Origin of the sequence: Geovibrio ferrireducens (assembly GCF_026226615.1) — a bacterium.
GTDB classification, from domain to species: Bacteria; Chrysiogenota; Deferribacteres; order Deferribacterales; family Geovibrionaceae; genus Geovibrio; species Geovibrio ferrireducens.
This window is the reverse complement of record NZ_JAJAPB010000006.1, coordinates 59,689-76,164: the sequence shown is the minus strand read 5'-3', so window position 1 is coordinate 76,164 and position 16,476 is coordinate 59,689. Positions and strand designations below refer to the sequence as shown.

Annotated in this window: 13 protein-coding genes; 8 read left to right on the top strand and 5 right to left on the bottom strand. The window is 46.8% G+C overall.

What is annotated here, in order from left to right; all coding sequences use genetic code 11:
* Positions 1-12 precede the first annotated feature (12 nt).
* Positions 13-285: a flagellar biosynthesis protein FliQ gene (fliQ, locus tag OSQ85_RS08155; RefSeq protein ID WP_265822362.1), complete on the top strand. Its 273-nt coding sequence runs from the start codon at positions 13-15 to the stop codon at positions 283-285.
* A 1-nt stretch (position 286) separates the two neighbouring features.
* Here fliQ and murI read toward each other — a convergent pair whose 3' ends face one another.
* Complete coding sequence (murI, locus tag OSQ85_RS08150) at positions 287-1,057, bottom strand: glutamate racemase (RefSeq protein WP_265822361.1); 771 nt, start codon at positions 1,055-1,057, stop codon at positions 287-289.
* Between the two features lie 326 nt (positions 1,058-1,383).
* Between murI and OSQ85_RS08145 the strand changes: the two genes are divergently transcribed.
* The gene (locus OSQ85_RS08145; protein WP_265822360.1) at positions 1,384-1,683 is read left to right on the top strand and encodes a hypothetical protein; all 300 of its coding nucleotides are present in this window, start codon (positions 1,384-1,386) and stop codon (positions 1,681-1,683) included.
* Positions 1,684-1,691: 8 nt separating this feature from the next.
* Here OSQ85_RS08145 and OSQ85_RS08140 read toward each other — a convergent pair whose 3' ends face one another.
* Positions 1,692-2,951 carry an HD-GYP domain-containing protein gene (locus OSQ85_RS08140; RefSeq protein ID WP_265822359.1) on the bottom strand — a complete coding sequence of 420 codons (1,260 nt, stop codon included), beginning with the start codon at positions 2,949-2,951 and terminating at the stop codon, positions 1,692-1,694.
* Positions 2,952-3,258: 307 nt separating this feature from the next.
* Between OSQ85_RS08140 and OSQ85_RS08135 the strand changes: the two genes are divergently transcribed.
* Positions 3,259-4,650 (top strand): sigma-54-dependent transcriptional regulator, encoded by a 1,392-nt coding sequence (locus OSQ85_RS08135; RefSeq protein ID WP_265822358.1) that lies wholly within the window; start codon positions 3,259-3,261, stop codon positions 4,648-4,650.
* Positions 4,643-6,718 (top strand): ribonuclease R, encoded by a 2,076-nt coding sequence (gene rnr, locus OSQ85_RS08130; protein ID WP_407649342.1) that lies wholly within the window; start codon positions 4,643-4,645, stop codon positions 6,716-6,718. The genes OSQ85_RS08135 and rnr overlap by 8 nt, the downstream gene beginning before the upstream one ends.
* A gap of 38 nt (positions 6,719-6,756) precedes the next feature.
* On the opposite strand, the gene OSQ85_RS08125 is transcribed toward rnr, so the two are convergent.
* The 3 genes from OSQ85_RS08125 to OSQ85_RS08115 form a co-directional block, all read right to left on the bottom strand.
* Positions 6,757-8,814, bottom strand: coding sequence for a PAS domain S-box protein (locus OSQ85_RS08125; RefSeq protein ID WP_323670504.1), 2,058 nt, complete (start codon positions 8,812-8,814; stop codon positions 6,757-6,759).
* 287 nt (positions 8,815-9,101) lie between these two features.
* Positions 9,102-9,446 carry a DUF2325 domain-containing protein gene (locus OSQ85_RS08120; protein WP_265822355.1) on the bottom strand — a complete coding sequence of 115 codons (345 nt, stop codon included), beginning with the start codon at positions 9,444-9,446 and terminating at the stop codon, positions 9,102-9,104.
* Positions 9,447-9,623: 177 nt separating this feature from the next.
* Positions 9,624-12,137, bottom strand: coding sequence for a cache domain-containing protein (locus OSQ85_RS08115; protein ID WP_265822354.1), 2,514 nt, complete (start codon positions 12,135-12,137; stop codon positions 9,624-9,626).
* A gap of 282 nt (positions 12,138-12,419) precedes the next feature.
* On the opposite strand from OSQ85_RS08115, the gene OSQ85_RS08110 reads away from it, so the two are divergent.
* From OSQ85_RS08110 to OSQ85_RS08095, 4 genes are all read left to right on the top strand, one after another.
* A complete protein-coding gene (locus OSQ85_RS08110; protein WP_265822353.1) occupies positions 12,420-13,673 on the top strand; it encodes an OmpP1/FadL family transporter in 1,254 nt (417 codons plus the stop codon).
* Between the two features lie 101 nt (positions 13,674-13,774).
* Positions 13,775-14,257 carry a hypothetical protein gene (locus OSQ85_RS08105; protein WP_265822352.1) on the top strand — a complete coding sequence of 161 codons (483 nt, stop codon included), beginning with the start codon at positions 13,775-13,777 and terminating at the stop codon, positions 14,255-14,257.
* Between the two features lie 18 nt (positions 14,258-14,275).
* Positions 14,276-15,148: a M15 family metallopeptidase gene (locus OSQ85_RS08100; RefSeq protein ID WP_265822351.1), complete on the top strand. Its 873-nt coding sequence runs from the start codon at positions 14,276-14,278 to the stop codon at positions 15,146-15,148.
* Positions 15,149-15,175: 27 nt separating this feature from the next.
* Positions 15,176-16,429, top strand: coding sequence for a YhjD/YihY/BrkB family envelope integrity protein (locus tag OSQ85_RS08095; RefSeq protein WP_265822350.1), 1,254 nt, complete (start codon positions 15,176-15,178; stop codon positions 16,427-16,429).
* Positions 16,430-16,476 lie beyond the last annotated feature (47 nt).

The window sequence follows — 16,476 nt, the reverse complement described above, 5'->3', positions numbered from 1 at the left end:
GCAGGTGAAAAAATGACTTCCGATACGGTTATTGCCCTTCTTTCAGATGCTCTCAAAATGGCGCTGCTTATTGCCTCGCCCATGCTGATTTTCGGCCTCACTGTTGGTCTGGTGGTGAGTATTTTCCAGTCAGTCACGCAGATTCAGGAGATGACACTTTCCTTCATTCCCAAAATTGTCGCGGTTGTTGTGGCTGTGATAGTTTTTGCTCCGTGGATGCTGCAGAAAATGGTGTCATACAGTGCCGCAATCTTCGGCAACCTGCATATGTATATAGGAAAGTAAATCAGGTAAGGCTGATTATCTCGGCGGGTGCACCGGATGCCAGTTCGTTTCTCAGTGTGTCCAGCGCAGGGGATTCATCGGTGAAGAAAAGCTTTCTTATTCCGCTGCCTTTTGTGTTCAGGCCGCTTCTTATCAGGTGCTCTATTATTACCTCGGATGAATCCACAATATTAAACTGCGGGTAGATTTTCGTTATTGCATTTTTCAGCAGCGGGTAGTGGGTACACCCCAGAACAAGGGTATCTATCCCCTTTCTGCTGAGCTCATCCAGATACATCTTAACAGCAAGCTCTGCCATGGGGCTTTCTGTCAGCATCTCCTCCACTATGGGCACAAACAGGGGGCAGGCGTTTTCGTATATATCAAGCTCGATTTCAGACATGGTTTCCAGCGCGGCGCGGTAAGACCCGCTGCGGATGGTGGCTCTGGTTCCTATCACGCCTATTTTTCCTTTTTTGGAAACACGCAGCGCCTGTTCGGCTCCGGGGAGTACAACTCCTGTAACCGGGACATGAAACTTATCTGCGATTATATCAACAGCATAGGAAGATGCAGTGTTGCAGGCTATCACTATGGCTTCTGCCCCGCATTTAGTTACGAGGTATTCAGCGCATTCCAGACTGTAGCTGATGATGGTTTCGCGGGACTTGCCGCCGTAGGGGACTCTGGCTGTGTCGCCGAGGTAATAGATGTCCAGCGCGGGAAAATGCTCCGCGATCGATTTAAAAACTGTGAGTCCGCCGATTCCTGAGTCAAAAACGCCTATAGCCATACGGATTTATACTCCAAAGTGCTGAGTTCGGCAATAGGGGCTTTAAACTGTTTATAACTATTTCAGAAGAGGCGGAGAAGTAAACCTGTAGGGTTTAAAACAAAAAATAAATTTATTTTATTTATCTTTCTAATCAGACAGGGTAAAATCGCCTAATTACAGTAATTACACGAAAAGAAGTATTTTTTTCTGATTTATTTTTACCTTCGCTTGTCTTATGATATAATAAGTAATACTCAGCGGAGAGCCGCTTTATTAAACTGTTGATATTTTGCTGGTTTATTCAGTTTATATACAGGCGCTAATTTTATTACGGAGTTGACTTGATGTATATCAAGCTGTTTTTGGGTGAAAAAACGGCTCCGGGAGTTTTCAGTTTTGATTATTCAAAAGAGTTTATCCGTTCCTGCGGAAAGGATGAATTTGAAGAGAAACTGAAATTTGCAGATCTTTCATTTGTGGATTCTCCCGAAGTCTTTGTAAAGGCTGTTTCAGATGCCGTTGACGAGGCAATGGACAACGAGTTTAATGCGAGCGAAGTTTACAAGGCCGGCAAATGTCCGGATACAGGTAAGGTTTGCTACATCTGTGTTAATATTGAGGACTACGAGGAAAAAACAGCCTGAGAGCTTATTTACAGAGCTTCTCTGACAGCATTGCGGAACCGTTTGGCAAACCTGTCAAGCTCCTCTTCGCTGTTGATTCCATGCTGCTTCGGATTCAGGGATGATACTATGGTTTTAAGGGGCTTCATTGTCCTGAGATCATAGCGCGCCAAATCAAATATATGTGATTTATCGAGTTTTTCTCTATTCTCATTAGTTACCACAAGCACCTTCGGACGGGTCAGATCCTTTTTATTGGGCTCCAGAATAATGCTTATCTCCCCTGAATCAAGCATAACAAGGGTTCCCACAGGGTAAATGCCTATGGTGTTGATGAAAAACTTCACTAGCGTCTCATTGAAATGTTTGCCCGACCAGCTGAAAAGTATCTTAAGTGCCTCAGACGGCGTTCTTTCGTGGTTATATGACTTTTGACTGGTGATGGCATCATAAACATCCGCTATGGAGATAATTTTGGTTATATTGCCGATCTGCCTTTCCGGCAGCCCCAGAGGGTAGCCGCTTCCGTCTGATTTCTCATGGTGCTGGAGCGCCGCAGCGGCAGTTTCCGCAGGCAGGCCTTCGCTTGATGTGATAATTTTGTAGCCGTACTCCGGGTGTCTCTTTATCTCCGCGTATTCATCTTCAGTGAGTTTGCCGGGCTTTTTTATGATTCTGTCACTGATGCGGGTCATGCCCACGTCATGGAGAAGCCCGCAGAGGCATATCGTTTTCAGTTCGTCTGCTGATTTGCCCAGACGCTTGCCGAGGGCAAGTGAGATCACCGCAACGTTGAGTGAGTGGCTGTAGCTGTAGTCGTCCTGATTTTTAAGATGTGTCATGGCTGTGAATATGCCGGGTTTGTATGTGCTTACTTCCACAAGTTCGCCTGTTATCTCCCCTGCCGTGCGTGAGTTGACTTTGCCGCCGCTTTTCACTGAGCCCAGAAGTTCCCGTGTCTTATTGCGCATGTTTTCGAATATGGCACGGGCCTGAATTATATCACTTACCGCTGGGGATGAGTCTATGAGGAAATAGTCGGAAGTTTCAAGAGGATTGCCCATCATTTCGGTGAGCTTGTCAGAGAGTTCGCCCTCTTTATCTTCTTCTGCTTCCTTTTCATCAAGGATGTAAATGTATGAGATACCGGAGTTTTTTAGAACATTTATAGGGCGTGTGTCCGTAAGCTCTTTATCAAAGAAGGGGAAATGCAGTCCGTCCTTCTCTGTGCGGGTCACAGTCATCCCTGTTCTGAGTTCTGAAATATGCAGCTTACGTTCAATTTTCATTGTGTGTTTTCCGGAAGTTGTTTACTGAATAATAACGTTATTTAAAGGAGAATACAATATAAACTATATGATTATTAATAAACGGAATAATCGGCATTCACGTGGTTATTTATCTGTATTTTACGCATCATAAAAATTTCACTCTGTTTAAGGGGTGTTTTATGTATTTTTCTGCGGAAAGCAAATAAATAGCGGCTTTGTACAGTAAATGCTGGCGCAAGTGGAGTTAATTGGGTAAATTAAAAGGGTGCATAATAATTAGGCAGACGTCTAAGTTTCGGGCAATGCCTCTTTTCAGGAAACAGGGATGAAGGACAGAATCAGAGTTTTGGTAATCGATGACGAAGAAAATATTTTATGGCTCTTCAAGGAAGGGCTCGAAGACGATAAAATCAGCGTAACCACCACAGACAACCCCAGAGATGGCGAGATGATGCTTTCCTCCGGGGAGATCAGCATTTGCTTTGTGGATCTTTTCCTCGGCGACAGCAACGGCATAGCCCTTGTCAGGGAATGGTCTAAGATTTACAGCCATGTGCATTTCATAATAATGACCGCTCAGGACACGGGCTCCAATGTTATAGAAAGCATAAAATCAGGCGCAACGGACTTCTTCCCCAAGCCGTTTGACCTTGCGGAGCTGCGGGCGAAGATACTCAATCTGGCGGGTGATCACGGCGAGACAGAGGAAACCGAGAGCGCAGGCTACGATTTTGAAACAAAAAACCGTAAAATGCTTGAGATTTACAAGCTCATAGGGAAAATCTCCGGCGCAAACATAAACGTGCTTATCTGCGGCGAATCCGGCACAGGCAAGGAAGTTATCGCCCATATGATACATGAAATGAGCAATCGGAGCGACAAGCCCTTTGTGCCGATCAATATGGCGGCTATCCCCTCTGACCTCATGGAGAGCGAACTGTTCGGCCACTCCAAAGGTTCATTCACCGGCGCTGTCACCGATAAAAAAGGGAAGTTTGAGGAAGCAAACGGCGGAACAATCTTCCTTGATGAAATTTCTGAGATGGATTTTTCGCTTCAGTCCAAGCTGCTGCGCGTAATTCAGGAAAAAGAGATAAACCCTGTGGGTTCAAGCCGTACCGTCAAGCTTGATACAAGGATAATAGCCGCCTCAAACAAAAATCTGGAAGGGCTTGTCGAAAACGGTAAGTTCCGTGAAGACCTTTTCTACAGGCTGAATGTTGTTTCGATCGAACTGCCGCCGCTCAGAGAGAGGAAGGAGGATATTCCCTATCTCGCCAACCATTTCCTGAGAAAATACAAAAATATTAAGAACAGGGTGCTTAAAATAAGCGGCGAGGCGCTGGGCGCAATGGCCAAGTACCGCTGGCCGGGCAATATCAGGGAACTGGAAAACATTATCCAGTATGCCATTGTGAACACCGACACAGATGAAGTGACAAGGCAGGGCCTGCCCCAGAAAATTTTCAGCACAGCGCAGGAGAAGGACGCATCCTGCCTTTCGGATGAGCTCTACAAGCTGGCCTCCAGCATTGTGGAGTCGGAAACCCTCTCAGAGAGTTACAATGCCTTTGAGGAGTATATGAAAATTGTTGAATATCCCCTTATGCGCGCAGTTCTGGAAAGAACGGACGGCAATAAGTCTGTTTCGGCCAAGCTGCTGGGGATAAACAGAAACACATTGCGCAAAAAAGCTAAGGAACATGGATTTGACTGATTTTAAAAAAGAACTTCTTAAGATATTCGAGAAAAACGACAGCCCGCTCCCCTCAGGCGTTATAGCCAAGCAGATGGGGATCGATAAAAAAATTGTGAAAAAAATCATAAACGAACTCACACGTACAGGAGAACTGATCAAACTGAAATCCGGCAGATATGCCCCCGCAAAGGAAATAAACCTCATAACAGGAAAGATAGATTTTCACCCCGAAGGCTACGCCTTCCTTACCCCTCTCTCCGGCGGCGGGAGCGATTATTTTGTCCCCGCCATGAAAACCGGAAACGCCCTTAACGGAGATATTGTTGCCGTCAGTCTGGAAAAATTCCGCGGCAAAACCGAGGCAAGGGTTGTGAAAATAATCAGCCGCAGTATGCAGAAGGTGGTGGGGCGCATAGAAAAATCCCGCTATGCCGTTTACTGCATGCCTCTTGATAAGAAATTCCTGTACGACATCTTTATCCCCGAAGTCCACGCCAAAGGGGTCGAGGAAGGCGACATAGTCATAGTTGAGCTCACTGTTTACCCTGATAAAAAACGCCGCCCGGAAGGGAAAGTCGTCAGGAAACTCGGCACTATAGACGACAAAGGCATTGAGAACGAAATTGTTCTGGCCAAGTACAACCTTGAACGCGAATTTCCCAAACGGGTTATGCAGGAAGTTGAAGAGAGCGCAGAGAAGCTGAAAAAGAATACAGGCAAGCGCACCGATTTCACTGAGCTTTTCACAGTCACCATAGACGGCGAAACAGCAAGGGACTTTGACGACGCTATCTCCATAGAGAAGACTGAAAAAGGCTACAGGCTTTATGTACACATTGCTGACGTAAGCCACTTTGTACGCCCTGACACCTATCTGGACAAGGAAGCCCTGAAAAGGGGCACAAGCACATACTTCCCCGAATTTGCCATACCTATGCTGCCTGAAAAGCTCTCAAACGACCTTTGCAGCCTCCGCCCCGATACGAAGAGGCTCACCATGACCGCAGCCATGGATTTTGACAGCAGCGGCAAAAGGACAGGGCAGAAGTTTTACCGCTCCGTAATCAAAAGTGATAAAAGGCTGACCTACACATATGTTTTTGATGTTCTGGAAGGCAGAGAGAAGACCAGAAGCAAGGATCTTAACTTTCTCATATCCACCTCCGCCGAGCTTGCGGAAAAGATTATGAAACGCAGAAGCAGTGAAGGGATGCTGGATTTTGACCTGCCTGAACCCGTTTTTGAGTTTGATGAGAACGGGGATCTGAAAGATGTTCACCCCCTTGAGAGAAACATAGCCCACAGGCTTATAGAAAACTTTATGATAGAGGCCAATGAAGCCGTGTCCGAATACCTTGAGCAGCATGCGGAGACATCTGTTTACCGTGTGCATGACAAGCCGGACAGGCAGAAGCTTGAGGAGTATGAGAACATGTGCTCCTCTTTCGGCATACCGGTTGACTTCGGTGATACAATAGACACGATCGCCGTGCGCGAAGTATGTGAAAAGGTAAATGACTCAAAGTATGCCCATGTCCTCGGCGGGCTTCTCGTAAGGGCTATGGCAAAGGCGGTTTACTCCACCGCAAATATAGGGCACTTCGGCCTTGCATCCGAATCGTACACCCATTTCACAAGCCCCATACGCCGTTACCCCGACCTTCTGGTGCACAGGCTGCTGGCTTCTGTTCTGTTTAATGATCCTTATGAAATAGACAGCGGCAGGCTTGAAGCATTTGCCTCAATGTGCAGCAGTTCGGAGCAGAACTCGACTCAGGCGGAAAGGGACATACAGAAATTCAAGATTCTTAAATATCTTTACGAACACTTTGACGAGCCTTTCAGCGCATATATCAGCAGGGTCAACGCCAACGGAATGTTCGTATTCCTTGATAAGCTGATGATTCAGGGCTATGTCCATACCTCATCACTGGAGGGGGACTACTACGCCGTGAGTGACGACGGCAATGCTCTGGTAGGCAAAAGGAAAAGAAATATGTTCCGCGTGGGTGACTATGTGGAGGTAACTCCCGACCGCATAAGCTATGACATGCTTGAGGCGGAGTTTGTCATAGCCAAAGGTTAAAACAGACGCATAAGAGAAGCAGCTTCCCCGGTTCGGGATTAATTGGTCAGGGGAGGAACCTTGCCTATTTTCCACTGTTTTAATTCGATGGTGAAGCTTGCTCCTTTTTCACACCTGTTGGTGTATATCCGGCCTTCCATATTGTTCTCTATGATTATTTTGGACATATAGAGGCCGATGCCCACTCCCTGCCCCTCTTCCTTGGTGGAGAAGTAAGGCTCGAAGATTCTGTCACTTATCTCGTCCGGTATGCCGCAGCCGTTATCTTCAAGAGTCAGTTTCACCAGATCCCCTTCGGGTTCGACTATAAGCCTTATGAGGCCTGATTCTGAGGAGCCTGCGCTTCTGGATTCTATTATGGCATCTCTGGCGTTTGATATGAGGTTGAGCAGAACCTGCTTAAATTCGTTAGGGTAGCCGTATGAGGTAACGCATTTTATCTGGCTGGGCAGTTCCATGCCGCCGGGTTTGAGCACAACCGCATGTTCGCCGTAGAAAATCTTAAGCTCTATATTATTGTTGATAAGCTGCGGGTTTATCAGCGAGAGCACCTCACGCATGACCTCACATATGTCGAATATTTCCTTTTCCTTATCCGGTTTGAAGAAGTTGCGGAAATCATCAATGGTTTTAGACATATAGGCGATCTGCTCCATGCAGTGATCCCTGAACTGGGCAATGTAGTCCATGTTCAGCTCGCCATATTCAAAAGCGTCCTCCACATCCTGCACATAGAGCCCGATTGTGGTCAGGGGCTGTCTCCACTGATGGGCGATGGCGTTTATCATCTGCCCCATGGCCGCCAGCTTGGACTGCTGCATAAGCATCTGCTCCTGAATCCGGTTATGTTCAACCTCTTCCTGAACACGTTTTTCCAGATCCTTCTTCTTCTGCGCAAGTATCTGCTGTGTTTTTTTGCGGACTGTAATATCCCTTATGACTATCTGAACGAATATCCTTTCCCCTGCGGTGAATGAGTTGGTTGCGATTTCCGCATCAAACTTGTCGCCGTTCTTGCGGTAAAGCTCTTTCTCCAGATGCTGTCTGCCCTCTTTGATGAGATTAGGCATATTTTCATCAAGCTCAAACTCAGGGAAAAGGTAAGTTATTTTCCTGTTTTTCAGTTCTTCGCAGGTGTAGCCTATCTGCCTCTCCACTGCGTTGTTGGCATCCTGAATCACCCCTGCGGAATCCATGATGATGATGGGATCTGCCGAGGTCTGGAAAAGGCTGCTGTACTTTTCCTCGCTGTTGCGGAGCTTTTCCTCCGCCTGTTTTCTGTCTTCAATTTCTTTAATGAGCAGGCTGTTGATTTCGCTGAGTTCGCCCGTCTTTCTTTTGACCTTTTTTTCAAGGAACAGGCTGATAAGAAACAGGAGAACAAGGGGGGTGCTCAGGGCTATGATTATCAGCCGCAGGGTGGAGGGAAAGCCGCTCTTCTCTTTTACTCCCATCCATTTATCAAGTGACTTGTGGTAAACTGAGTCCTTGCTGTTTTTCATTGCGGCTATGTGTTTGTCGATCATAACCGAAAGAACCAGACTTTTCTGCTTGCTCTTGGGCATCCCGAAGCGGATTTCTATGGGGTGTATGAGAATGGGGGTACGCCTGACGTTGTAGCTGTTTTCATTAAGCTGTCCGAAAAGCCTGTTCAGAAGCCCGGCATCTGCCCTGCCGGAATCGACAGCTTCTATTATTTCGCGGTAGCTTTCGGCGTAAACGAATGTTGCGTCTATATTGAAGGATTTGACAAGGTTTTTGAGCCCCTGATCGCTTTTAAAGTATATGTCGGATTCGATAACGGCTATTTTCTTGCCCTGAAGATCGGGTATGGAGGTTATTTTCTCCTTTTCTCCGGAGTAGATCTGCCCCCAGTTGGTGAGAACTGTTTCATCGTTGAAATGGTAAACAGCCGCTCTTTCATGTGAGAAAGCAATGGGGAAAATGAGATCAGCCTCGCCGGTGTCAAGCATCTCAAGGCAGCCGTCCCATGTTGAGGTTATGTAGTTTATTTGCAGATTTTCCTTTTCCGCCACGTAGTTTATAATATCCGCCCCTATGCCGCCAGGATTATTGCCGTCTGTAAGTTTTATCATGGGGGGATTATCGTAAATACAGTAGTTTACGGTCATTATATATTCGGGCGCACCAAAAGCTGCTGATGTTGAAAGGAATATACATAAAAATAAAAGAATTCTTTGCATTGCGGAACTCTCACTGTTCGATGCTTATCTGCATATCCTAATTTCAAAGAGTTTATTAAGCAAGCGGTAATAGCTATAAATGAGTATCTGTATTATGACATAAGGAAAAAAATCAAAACGCCGCTTTAAGGAGGCAGAGGAAAAGCGGCGTTCAGATGCTTATGAGGAAAAGGGAACGGTTATACATTTTTTGTATACTGGCTGCAGTTTATGCAGTCGCCCTGACATTCGCCGTTGTCAAACAGACGGATACATTTTTCGATGGTTCCCTCAACACTTTTCACGCTGCAGTTGTGAATCTGAAAAAGGGGAACGTTCTTCTGTTTGGAGATATTTCTCGCTTTGCTGGCAACTCCGTGGGCTATGTTAGAAGTAAGAAGAACTATGGCATCGCTGTTTTCCAGAATGTCCGCTATGTGGGTCTGCTTCTTGAGAATAACCTTGGTTTTCACGCCGAGGATCTTACCTGCGTTTATGTAGTCCTTTTCAAGCCTGTCCAGCCCGCCTACTATTGAAACTGTCATTTTGCGTCTCCTTAAACATCGCTAAATAAGTTAGGTATGCCTAAATATACCGGGGCGGTAGGATTCTGTCAAGCGGATCATTGAAAAATAATTGTCAAAAGATCCGCGGGGCAGTATTTGCTATTTAAAATATAGATTTTATAGATTTATGTCAACGGGTATTCAGCGGGCTCTGATTCAGCCCTGAGATATGTCGTCCGGCTCTGTTTCTTCAAGCTCTATAATGAATTCCGCTCCCCCTTCCTCCCTGTTCAGCGCGTACAGCCTGCCGCCCATATTATTTTCGATTATCACCTTAGCCATATAAAGGCCTATTCCCGTCCCTTTGTCAGGGTTTTTGGTGGTGAAGTACGGTTCGAAAATTCTATCTGAAAACTCGGCGGGTATGCCTTCACCAGTATCTTTCACTGATATGCGGACTATGCCGTTTTCCGAGGTTACGGAGATACTTATCAGCCCGCTTCTCTGTTCTCTGTTCTGCACCTTGACTATCTCATCCTTGGCGTTGTTCAGTATATTCATGATCACATGCTTAAATTCATTGAAATAGCCGTCTACATATATATCACAGTCTGATTTTCCTCTTTCCGCGCCGCAGGAGAAATCCACGCTGATGGAGTTGTTGGAGATCTGCGATGCCATGAGGGATATGACCTCAAGCACGGCTGAGGGTACGTTGATTTTTGTTTTCTGCTTGCTCGGCCGGAAAAAATTGCGGAAATCGTCAATGGTCACAGACATATGATTTATCTGCTTCATTGCATCGGACACGGTGGAGGTTATGTATTTATCATTTATTTCACCGCAGAAGTGCGCCTCTTCAATGTCCTGAATGAGAAGCGCAAGTGCGTTGAGCGGCTGCCGCCACTGGTGGGCTATGGAACCTATCATTTCCCCCATTGCCGCCATTTTTGACTGCTGAACCAGAAGCTGCTCCTGTGTGCGGTGTTTTTCTGTTTCCTCCTGAACCCTTTTTTCAAGGTTTTTGGAAAACTCCTCAAGCAGCACAGTTTTATCAGTGAGTTCCGCAGTGCGTTCCTGCACCTTCTTCTCCATCTGGTCATAGGCCTTCTGTAAGGAGTCCTCCCACATTACCCGCTTCATGGCTCCGTCAAAAATGTTCTTGAAGAGCCTTAAAGTAGGCAGAATATTTTCATATTCCGCGTAGGTCATCTGCTCCTCAAATTCAAAAAGGATTACAGAATCGTTCTCCTGCTCAATGCTCATGGAGGATGCGGCAGCGGATACGGTGCGTCTGCTTTTCAGAAAATGCATGGCCGACTGGCTTTCGTTGCTTTGCCATACTGAACCGACAAAGAATTCGGGCTCTTCCGCCGTGCGCTCAAACAGCCACCTGCTGAACGCCTTGCACTCCTCAGTTCCAAGGGGTGAATTGGACGGATCGTACCTGTAAAGCATTTTGCAGCGGTCCGGTGTCCTTTTGTAAACCGCCGCTCTGGATGCGCCTATAAGTATGCTGAATTTTATCAGTGAACTGCGGAATATTTCATCCGTGGGCATGGATGAAAAGCTTATGAATCCAGCAGAGATGTCGCTGACCGCTTTTTCCGCCTCAAGGCTCTTTTTCAGTGCGTTTTCGGCGCGCAGCTTATCCTGCAGATCCTGCTCAAGCTTAAGCCTGTAGTCGTCTATGGTTTCCATATGTCTGTTGAAGTGATCAATCAGTCTGCCTGTTTCATCTTCGGTTTTTCTTGTGAGGCGGATGTTTGTGCCGCCCCTTTCTATTGCCAGCGTAAGCTCCTTTATGGGGCCGGTGATATTTGCACTGAGCCACACTGTAAGCGGGATAACCGTAATGACTGAAATGAGAAAGACAGCGGTGAGATAAACCTTGAGCCTGAAAAGCGGCAGGTATATCTCATCCAGATAGCTGGAGGAGGCAACTATCCAGTCAAGCTGCGGGATATATCTGTGGCTGGCGACTTTCTCCCGGAAGGCAGTTTCACCGGGGTTTTTCCATGGGTAATATGTGTCGCCGTTTTTTTTCTGTATCATTTCGCGGATGAAGTACCTGCCGTTCATATCCGCTTCGTTATACACGTTCGTGTTTTCGATAAGAGGGTGGATAAGGACGTTGCCCGATGAATCTATCACATATGCGTAACCGCTTTTGCCGAATTTTTTTGAGAGAATGGCGTCCCTGACCTCTTCAACCTCAAGAATATCCCTGAAAGAGGCGGAGGGAACAGCCACGGTTATGCACCAGCCGGATGAGGGGATTGTATAAGTTCCTGAAATATAGTGCACGCCGTCCCTTGCGAAACGTTCGGTGATGAGGGAGGTTTTTCCGCAGGAGGCATTTTCGGAGGCGATGCCGTAAACCAGAAGCTGCCCGTCTTTATCCCTTATGCTTACAGAGGCATCCTTAAAAGGCGGTTTGGAAGCTGTTTCCAGCATTGAAGAACGGTCTGCGCCGTTTTCGCGCATTGATTCAAGGACAGAGGAACGCTCAAGCAGAACCCCTTTGAGGTATTGTTCCGAAGCGCTGTCCACAGAGATTTTCACCATGTCCGCCAGACTGTCGGCATAGATGTTAATCTGTTCGGATATTCTGTCCCTGAGTTCAATTTTTATTATGAAATACAGCGCAATGCTGCTCAGAGTCAGTATGCCGAAGAACAGGAGAACGGCGTAGAAAAATATTTTTTGCTGTATGCTTGTAAAAATCACACGAGATCTCATTGTCTTTATACCGCCGCAAATTTGCCCGTCAATTTAATGATAACCGATCTTTGTTAAAAAGTCCCGAAACAGGGCTGAAAAAGTATATTTTCCCGCACAAAAAATGTCATAAGTCTGTCTGTGAAGCCTTTAGCGTGCATCTCAAGATTTCCGCTTGCATATTCTAAAACTTTGTCTTATCTATGTACGGGTTTCGCCGTTGTTAAATAACAATAAAGTTGTCAAATATTTGCAATCAGGTAAACCATAAGAAAAGTCAGGAGATTGTTTATGTTCAGGCGTTTAATTTTAGTTATTGCCGCTGTGTGTTTTATTTTGCCTTCGGCGGCGTTTGCGAGCGGTTTTGCGATTAACGAGCAGGGCGCAAAGGCTCTCGGTATGGGAGGAGCATTCGCAGCACAGGCTGACGACCCCACAGCAGTTTACTACAACCCCGCAGGTATCACCCAGCTTGATGGCACTCAGGTTTCACTGGGTTTCTCGCTTATTCGTCCCACTGCTTCTTTTGAAGGCACTTATATGGGCAGCCCCGTTTCAAGCGAAACGGAGGACAAAACATTTGTAATTCCCAATCTCTATATAACAACAAAAATCAACGACAGGCTTTCCTTCGGTTTCGGCTCTTTCATAACCTTCGGCCTCGGAATGGACTGGAAGGACGACTGGGCAGGCTCTTCTCTTGTTGGTGGTAAAAACGCCGAAATAGCCACATACACATTCAACCCTGTCCTTGCATATAAGGTAACAAACGACCTCAGCCTTGCAGCAGGTCTCGTTTACCAGAGAATGGACGTGACTATAAATTCAACCACCCCCTATCTTCCCCCTACAATACCTTTTCCCTCAGAATCACTCGATCTTGAAGGTGACAGCGATGCATGGGGCTGGAACATAGCCGCTCATTACAAACTTGGTGAAAACTGGCGTTTCGGCGTTAGCTACAGACCTGAAATGAAGCACGAGGTTGAAGGAACAAGCAAAACCAAGTCTCAGCTTGCTAATTTTCAGGATATAGCCGGCGACTTCAAAGCTGATATAACTCTGCCCGCTGTGACTTATGTTGCTGCTGCATGGTCAAACGGCAAATGGACATTCGAACTTGACGGCCAGTACACAGAGTGGTCTTCATATGACGAGCTTAATCCTGAGGGTCTTTCAGGAATAGGTGTCAAACCCAAAAACTGGAAAGATGTATGGGCAATCCGTTTCGGCGGACAGTACAAGCTTAACGAAACTGTTGATCTCCGCGCTGGTATAATCAGAGACTACAGCCCTATCCCCGATGAGTGGGTAGACCCTATGCTCCCCTCCGGTGACAGATGGCTCTACACTGTGGGCGCAGGCTTTCATATCGGCAAAAACTTTGACCTTGATATAGCCTACAACTACCTTGATGATGAAAACAGAAAGTTCGACAATGAAGCGGGCAATGTTGTGAAAGGTGTTGATGCCACAAGGATCAGAGGCGAGTTTAAAGACATAGACGCGCACATTTTTGCAGCCAACCTCACTTACAAGTTCTAAAATACTCAGCGGGAAATCCTTCACGGGTTTCCCGCTTTTATTTCCAATATTTTTTATCCCTAATTTCTTTCAAATTCCTTATTAATGCTGTATAGTAGGCTATGAAACAGTTTACGGTTATTTTTGTACTTGTGTTCATGCTTTTCGGGTGCGATTTTTTCCTCAGCATCAGGTCGGATCACGTCAGGGTGGACATAGGCGATAATGTTTCTGATAACAAAACAGACAAAAACAGACATATACTTTACGTTTATGCCATAGGTGAAAAAGAGCCCTTTTCCGCTGTTGACCCTTTTTCCGGTTCATTCTTTTACGCTTCGGATAACGGAACTGAGAAAACCGGACTGACGGCTGCCGCAAATGTGCGGACAGCCTCTGTGGAAGGACGCTTCGGCAGGGCAGAGCTTGTTTTTGCCGATATATGTGAAAACGGAGCGGTTCTGGAGAAGGACGCAGCGGAAATAAGGCGCGGGTGGGAAAGCTATGCCGCAGCCTGCGATTTCAGCGGATGCGCCCCGGACGGTTTTGATATTTTCGCCTATGCGGAACGTAACGGATTTGACGCTTACTGCTCAGCAGAATAATTTCCATGGTGCTTTGCCGTGAACAGAAGAACTTTTCTGAAACTTGCAGCCGCTCTCCCCGCAGCCTCATGCTTTTTGAGTGCTGAGGATGCCCTTGGCTTTGTGTATCCTTTCCCTGACGGAAAAAGTGACCCGTCCGCGGATATATGCCGCATTGAAGACGGGCAGAAGATATACAACAGCGAATACTTCAAAAAAATCAAAGAGTTCAACCACAGCTTCAAGGATGATGTGATAGCCTCTCCCGCTGAGTTTGCCCTCATTCAGAGCTGCAACGGCAAGCTGCGCGAGCTTATGAAGTTTGTCGGTTTCGGCAATTTCAATGTACTTTCCTACCGCGATGCTCTCAGCACCATGAGCCTCAGGGGAGCACTCGCCGAATTTACCCCGCAGGAGAAAAACTTCATGGAGGAGTTTTTCCGGCGCAGCGCATCTGCTTACGGCTTCTACGGGGACAGGATTTTCAACAGCCTTTACGATGAAGTAAAGGACAGGCATGTTTTCAAAATGCCCGGCACAGGGCACTTCATATACAAGGGCAAGGCGGAGGCCACCTACGCAAAAATAACCGCAGACATGAAAACGCTCATTCTCACCTCCGGTGTGAGGAGCATTGTGAAGCAGGCGGGGCTTTTCCTTGCCAAAACTGTGGAGACCAAGGGGAACCTTTCCATGGCTTCGCGCTCCATAGCACCCATAGGCTACTCATACCACGGCACAGGCGATTTCGATGTAGGCATAAAGGGCTGGGGGCATTTCAACTTCACTGACAGGTTCGCCACCACAAGGGAATATTCCAGACTCTTGGAAGAAGGCTATATGCGCATCCGTTATGACAGAAAAAACCCATACGGCGTTCGGTTTGAGCCGTGGCATGTTAAAGTTGTCTGATTGTTTGCTGCCTGCGGAGCACCGCATATGAAGAACCGCACACCCTTCATCCATAAGTTTTACATAGCCGTAAGCCGTTATATGGAAAACGAGCTCACAAACCATGCCGGTGCTGTTGCCTACTACTTTCTGCTTTCGATAATTCCCATTATTCTTCTGATACTTACCATTTTTGAGTCCTTTCTGGACAGCCACGCGGCGTTCTCTGAAGATTTTTTCCGTCTGCTCAGCAGTTTCAGCCCTAACCTGAACAGGGAATTTCTGGAAAGATTCGGCCTGAGCAGCGGAGCCGCCGGAGCGGTGGGGCTATTCGGCGCACTGAACCTGCTATGGACATCAAGGCTGATTATGGCCTCTGTGCAGAGGGCGTTTGATGTCATATTCCCTTCGCCTAAAAACAGAAATTTCATAATTACCGCGGTTATTTCCATAGTAATCATTCCGGCGGTGTTTCTGCTGGTAACTTTCTTTGCCGGAATGCGGCTTGTTCTCGGTTTTATAAGCGAAATGCTTATGCAGTCCGGAGTGGGGGCTGAGGTGATAGGCAGTCTCGGCGGGCTGGGGCTTATGCTTCCTGTGTTTGCCGCTTTCGTTGGTGCATTCATCTGTTACAGATACCTTCCGGTTCGCCGTCCGTCCACATCTGCTGCTTTCAGCGGGGCGCTTCTTTTCGCTTTTCTTCTGTTTGTGCTGAAATTCGCTTTCAGCATAATGACGGGTATGGCGAAAATGAACATGCTTTACGGGGTGATCGGGGCTCTGATAGCTCTTCTTCTCTGGGTATATCTCGTCTGTCAGGTTTTTTTCATCTGCGCCGAGTTCGTGTACGTCTGCGACAGAACGGACATTCTTGTGATAAACAAGGTTTTCAGCGTTCACAGCGAAGAGAAGCGCAATATTCTTGAACGGTTTTTCTTCGGGCGCAACTCATCGATGATGAAGCGCTACTCGGATTTTTACCCCGAAGGCGCGCTGCTCTTTAATCAGGGAGACACATCGCGCGAGGTTTATTACGTCTACAAGGGCAGGGTGGATGTGTATATAGAAGGGGCGGAGAAGCCGATTGGAATAATCAGTGAGGGGAACATACTGGGCGAGATGGCTAACCTGCTTGGAACCCCAAGAACAGCCACCGCAAAAGCCGGGGAGGACTCGGTTATATTCAAGATAGAGCCTGAGGCGTTCCGCGAACTCATCGGGCTGAATCACCGGCTTTCATTAAGAATTATTAATTCTCTCTGTGAAAGGTTGAAAGATATGGATGAAAAGCTATACTTATAACCTGAAAACAGTTTTTTCTGTTTTGATTTTATTGTGAGAGAATTTTA

Bases quoted from the DNA above. Each gene is read 5' to 3' on its own strand.
- OSQ85_RS08105 (WP_265822352.1), top strand. From the start codon at position 13,775: ATGAAACAGTTTACGGTTATTTTTGTACTTGTGTTCATGCTTTTCGGG.
- OSQ85_RS08120 (WP_265822355.1), bottom strand. From the start codon at position 9,446: ATGACAGTTTCAATAGTAGGCGGGCTGGACAGGCTTGAAAAGGACTAC.
- OSQ85_RS08095 (WP_265822350.1), top strand. From the start codon at position 15,176: ATGAAGAACCGCACACCCTTCATCCATAAGTTTTACATAGCCGTAAGC.
- murI (WP_265822361.1), bottom strand. From the start codon at position 1,057: ATGGCTATAGGCGTTTTTGACTCAGGAATCGGCGGACTCACAGTTTTT.
- OSQ85_RS08110 (WP_265822353.1), top strand. From the start codon at position 12,420: ATGTTCAGGCGTTTAATTTTAGTTATTGCCGCTGTGTGTTTTATTTTG.
- OSQ85_RS08140 (WP_265822359.1), bottom strand. From the start codon at position 2,951: ATGAAAATTGAACGTAAGCTGCATATTTCAGAACTCAGAACAGGGATG.
- OSQ85_RS08125 (WP_323670504.1), bottom strand. From the start codon at position 8,814: ATGATAAAACTTACAGACGGCAATAATCCTGGCGGCATAGGGGCGGAT.
- fliQ (WP_265822362.1), top strand. From the start codon at position 13: ATGACTTCCGATACGGTTATTGCCCTTCTTTCAGATGCTCTCAAAATG.
- OSQ85_RS08135 (WP_265822358.1), top strand. From the start codon at position 3,259: ATGAAGGACAGAATCAGAGTTTTGGTAATCGATGACGAAGAAAATATT.
- OSQ85_RS08145 (WP_265822360.1), top strand. From the start codon at position 1,384: ATGTATATCAAGCTGTTTTTGGGTGAAAAAACGGCTCCGGGAGTTTTC.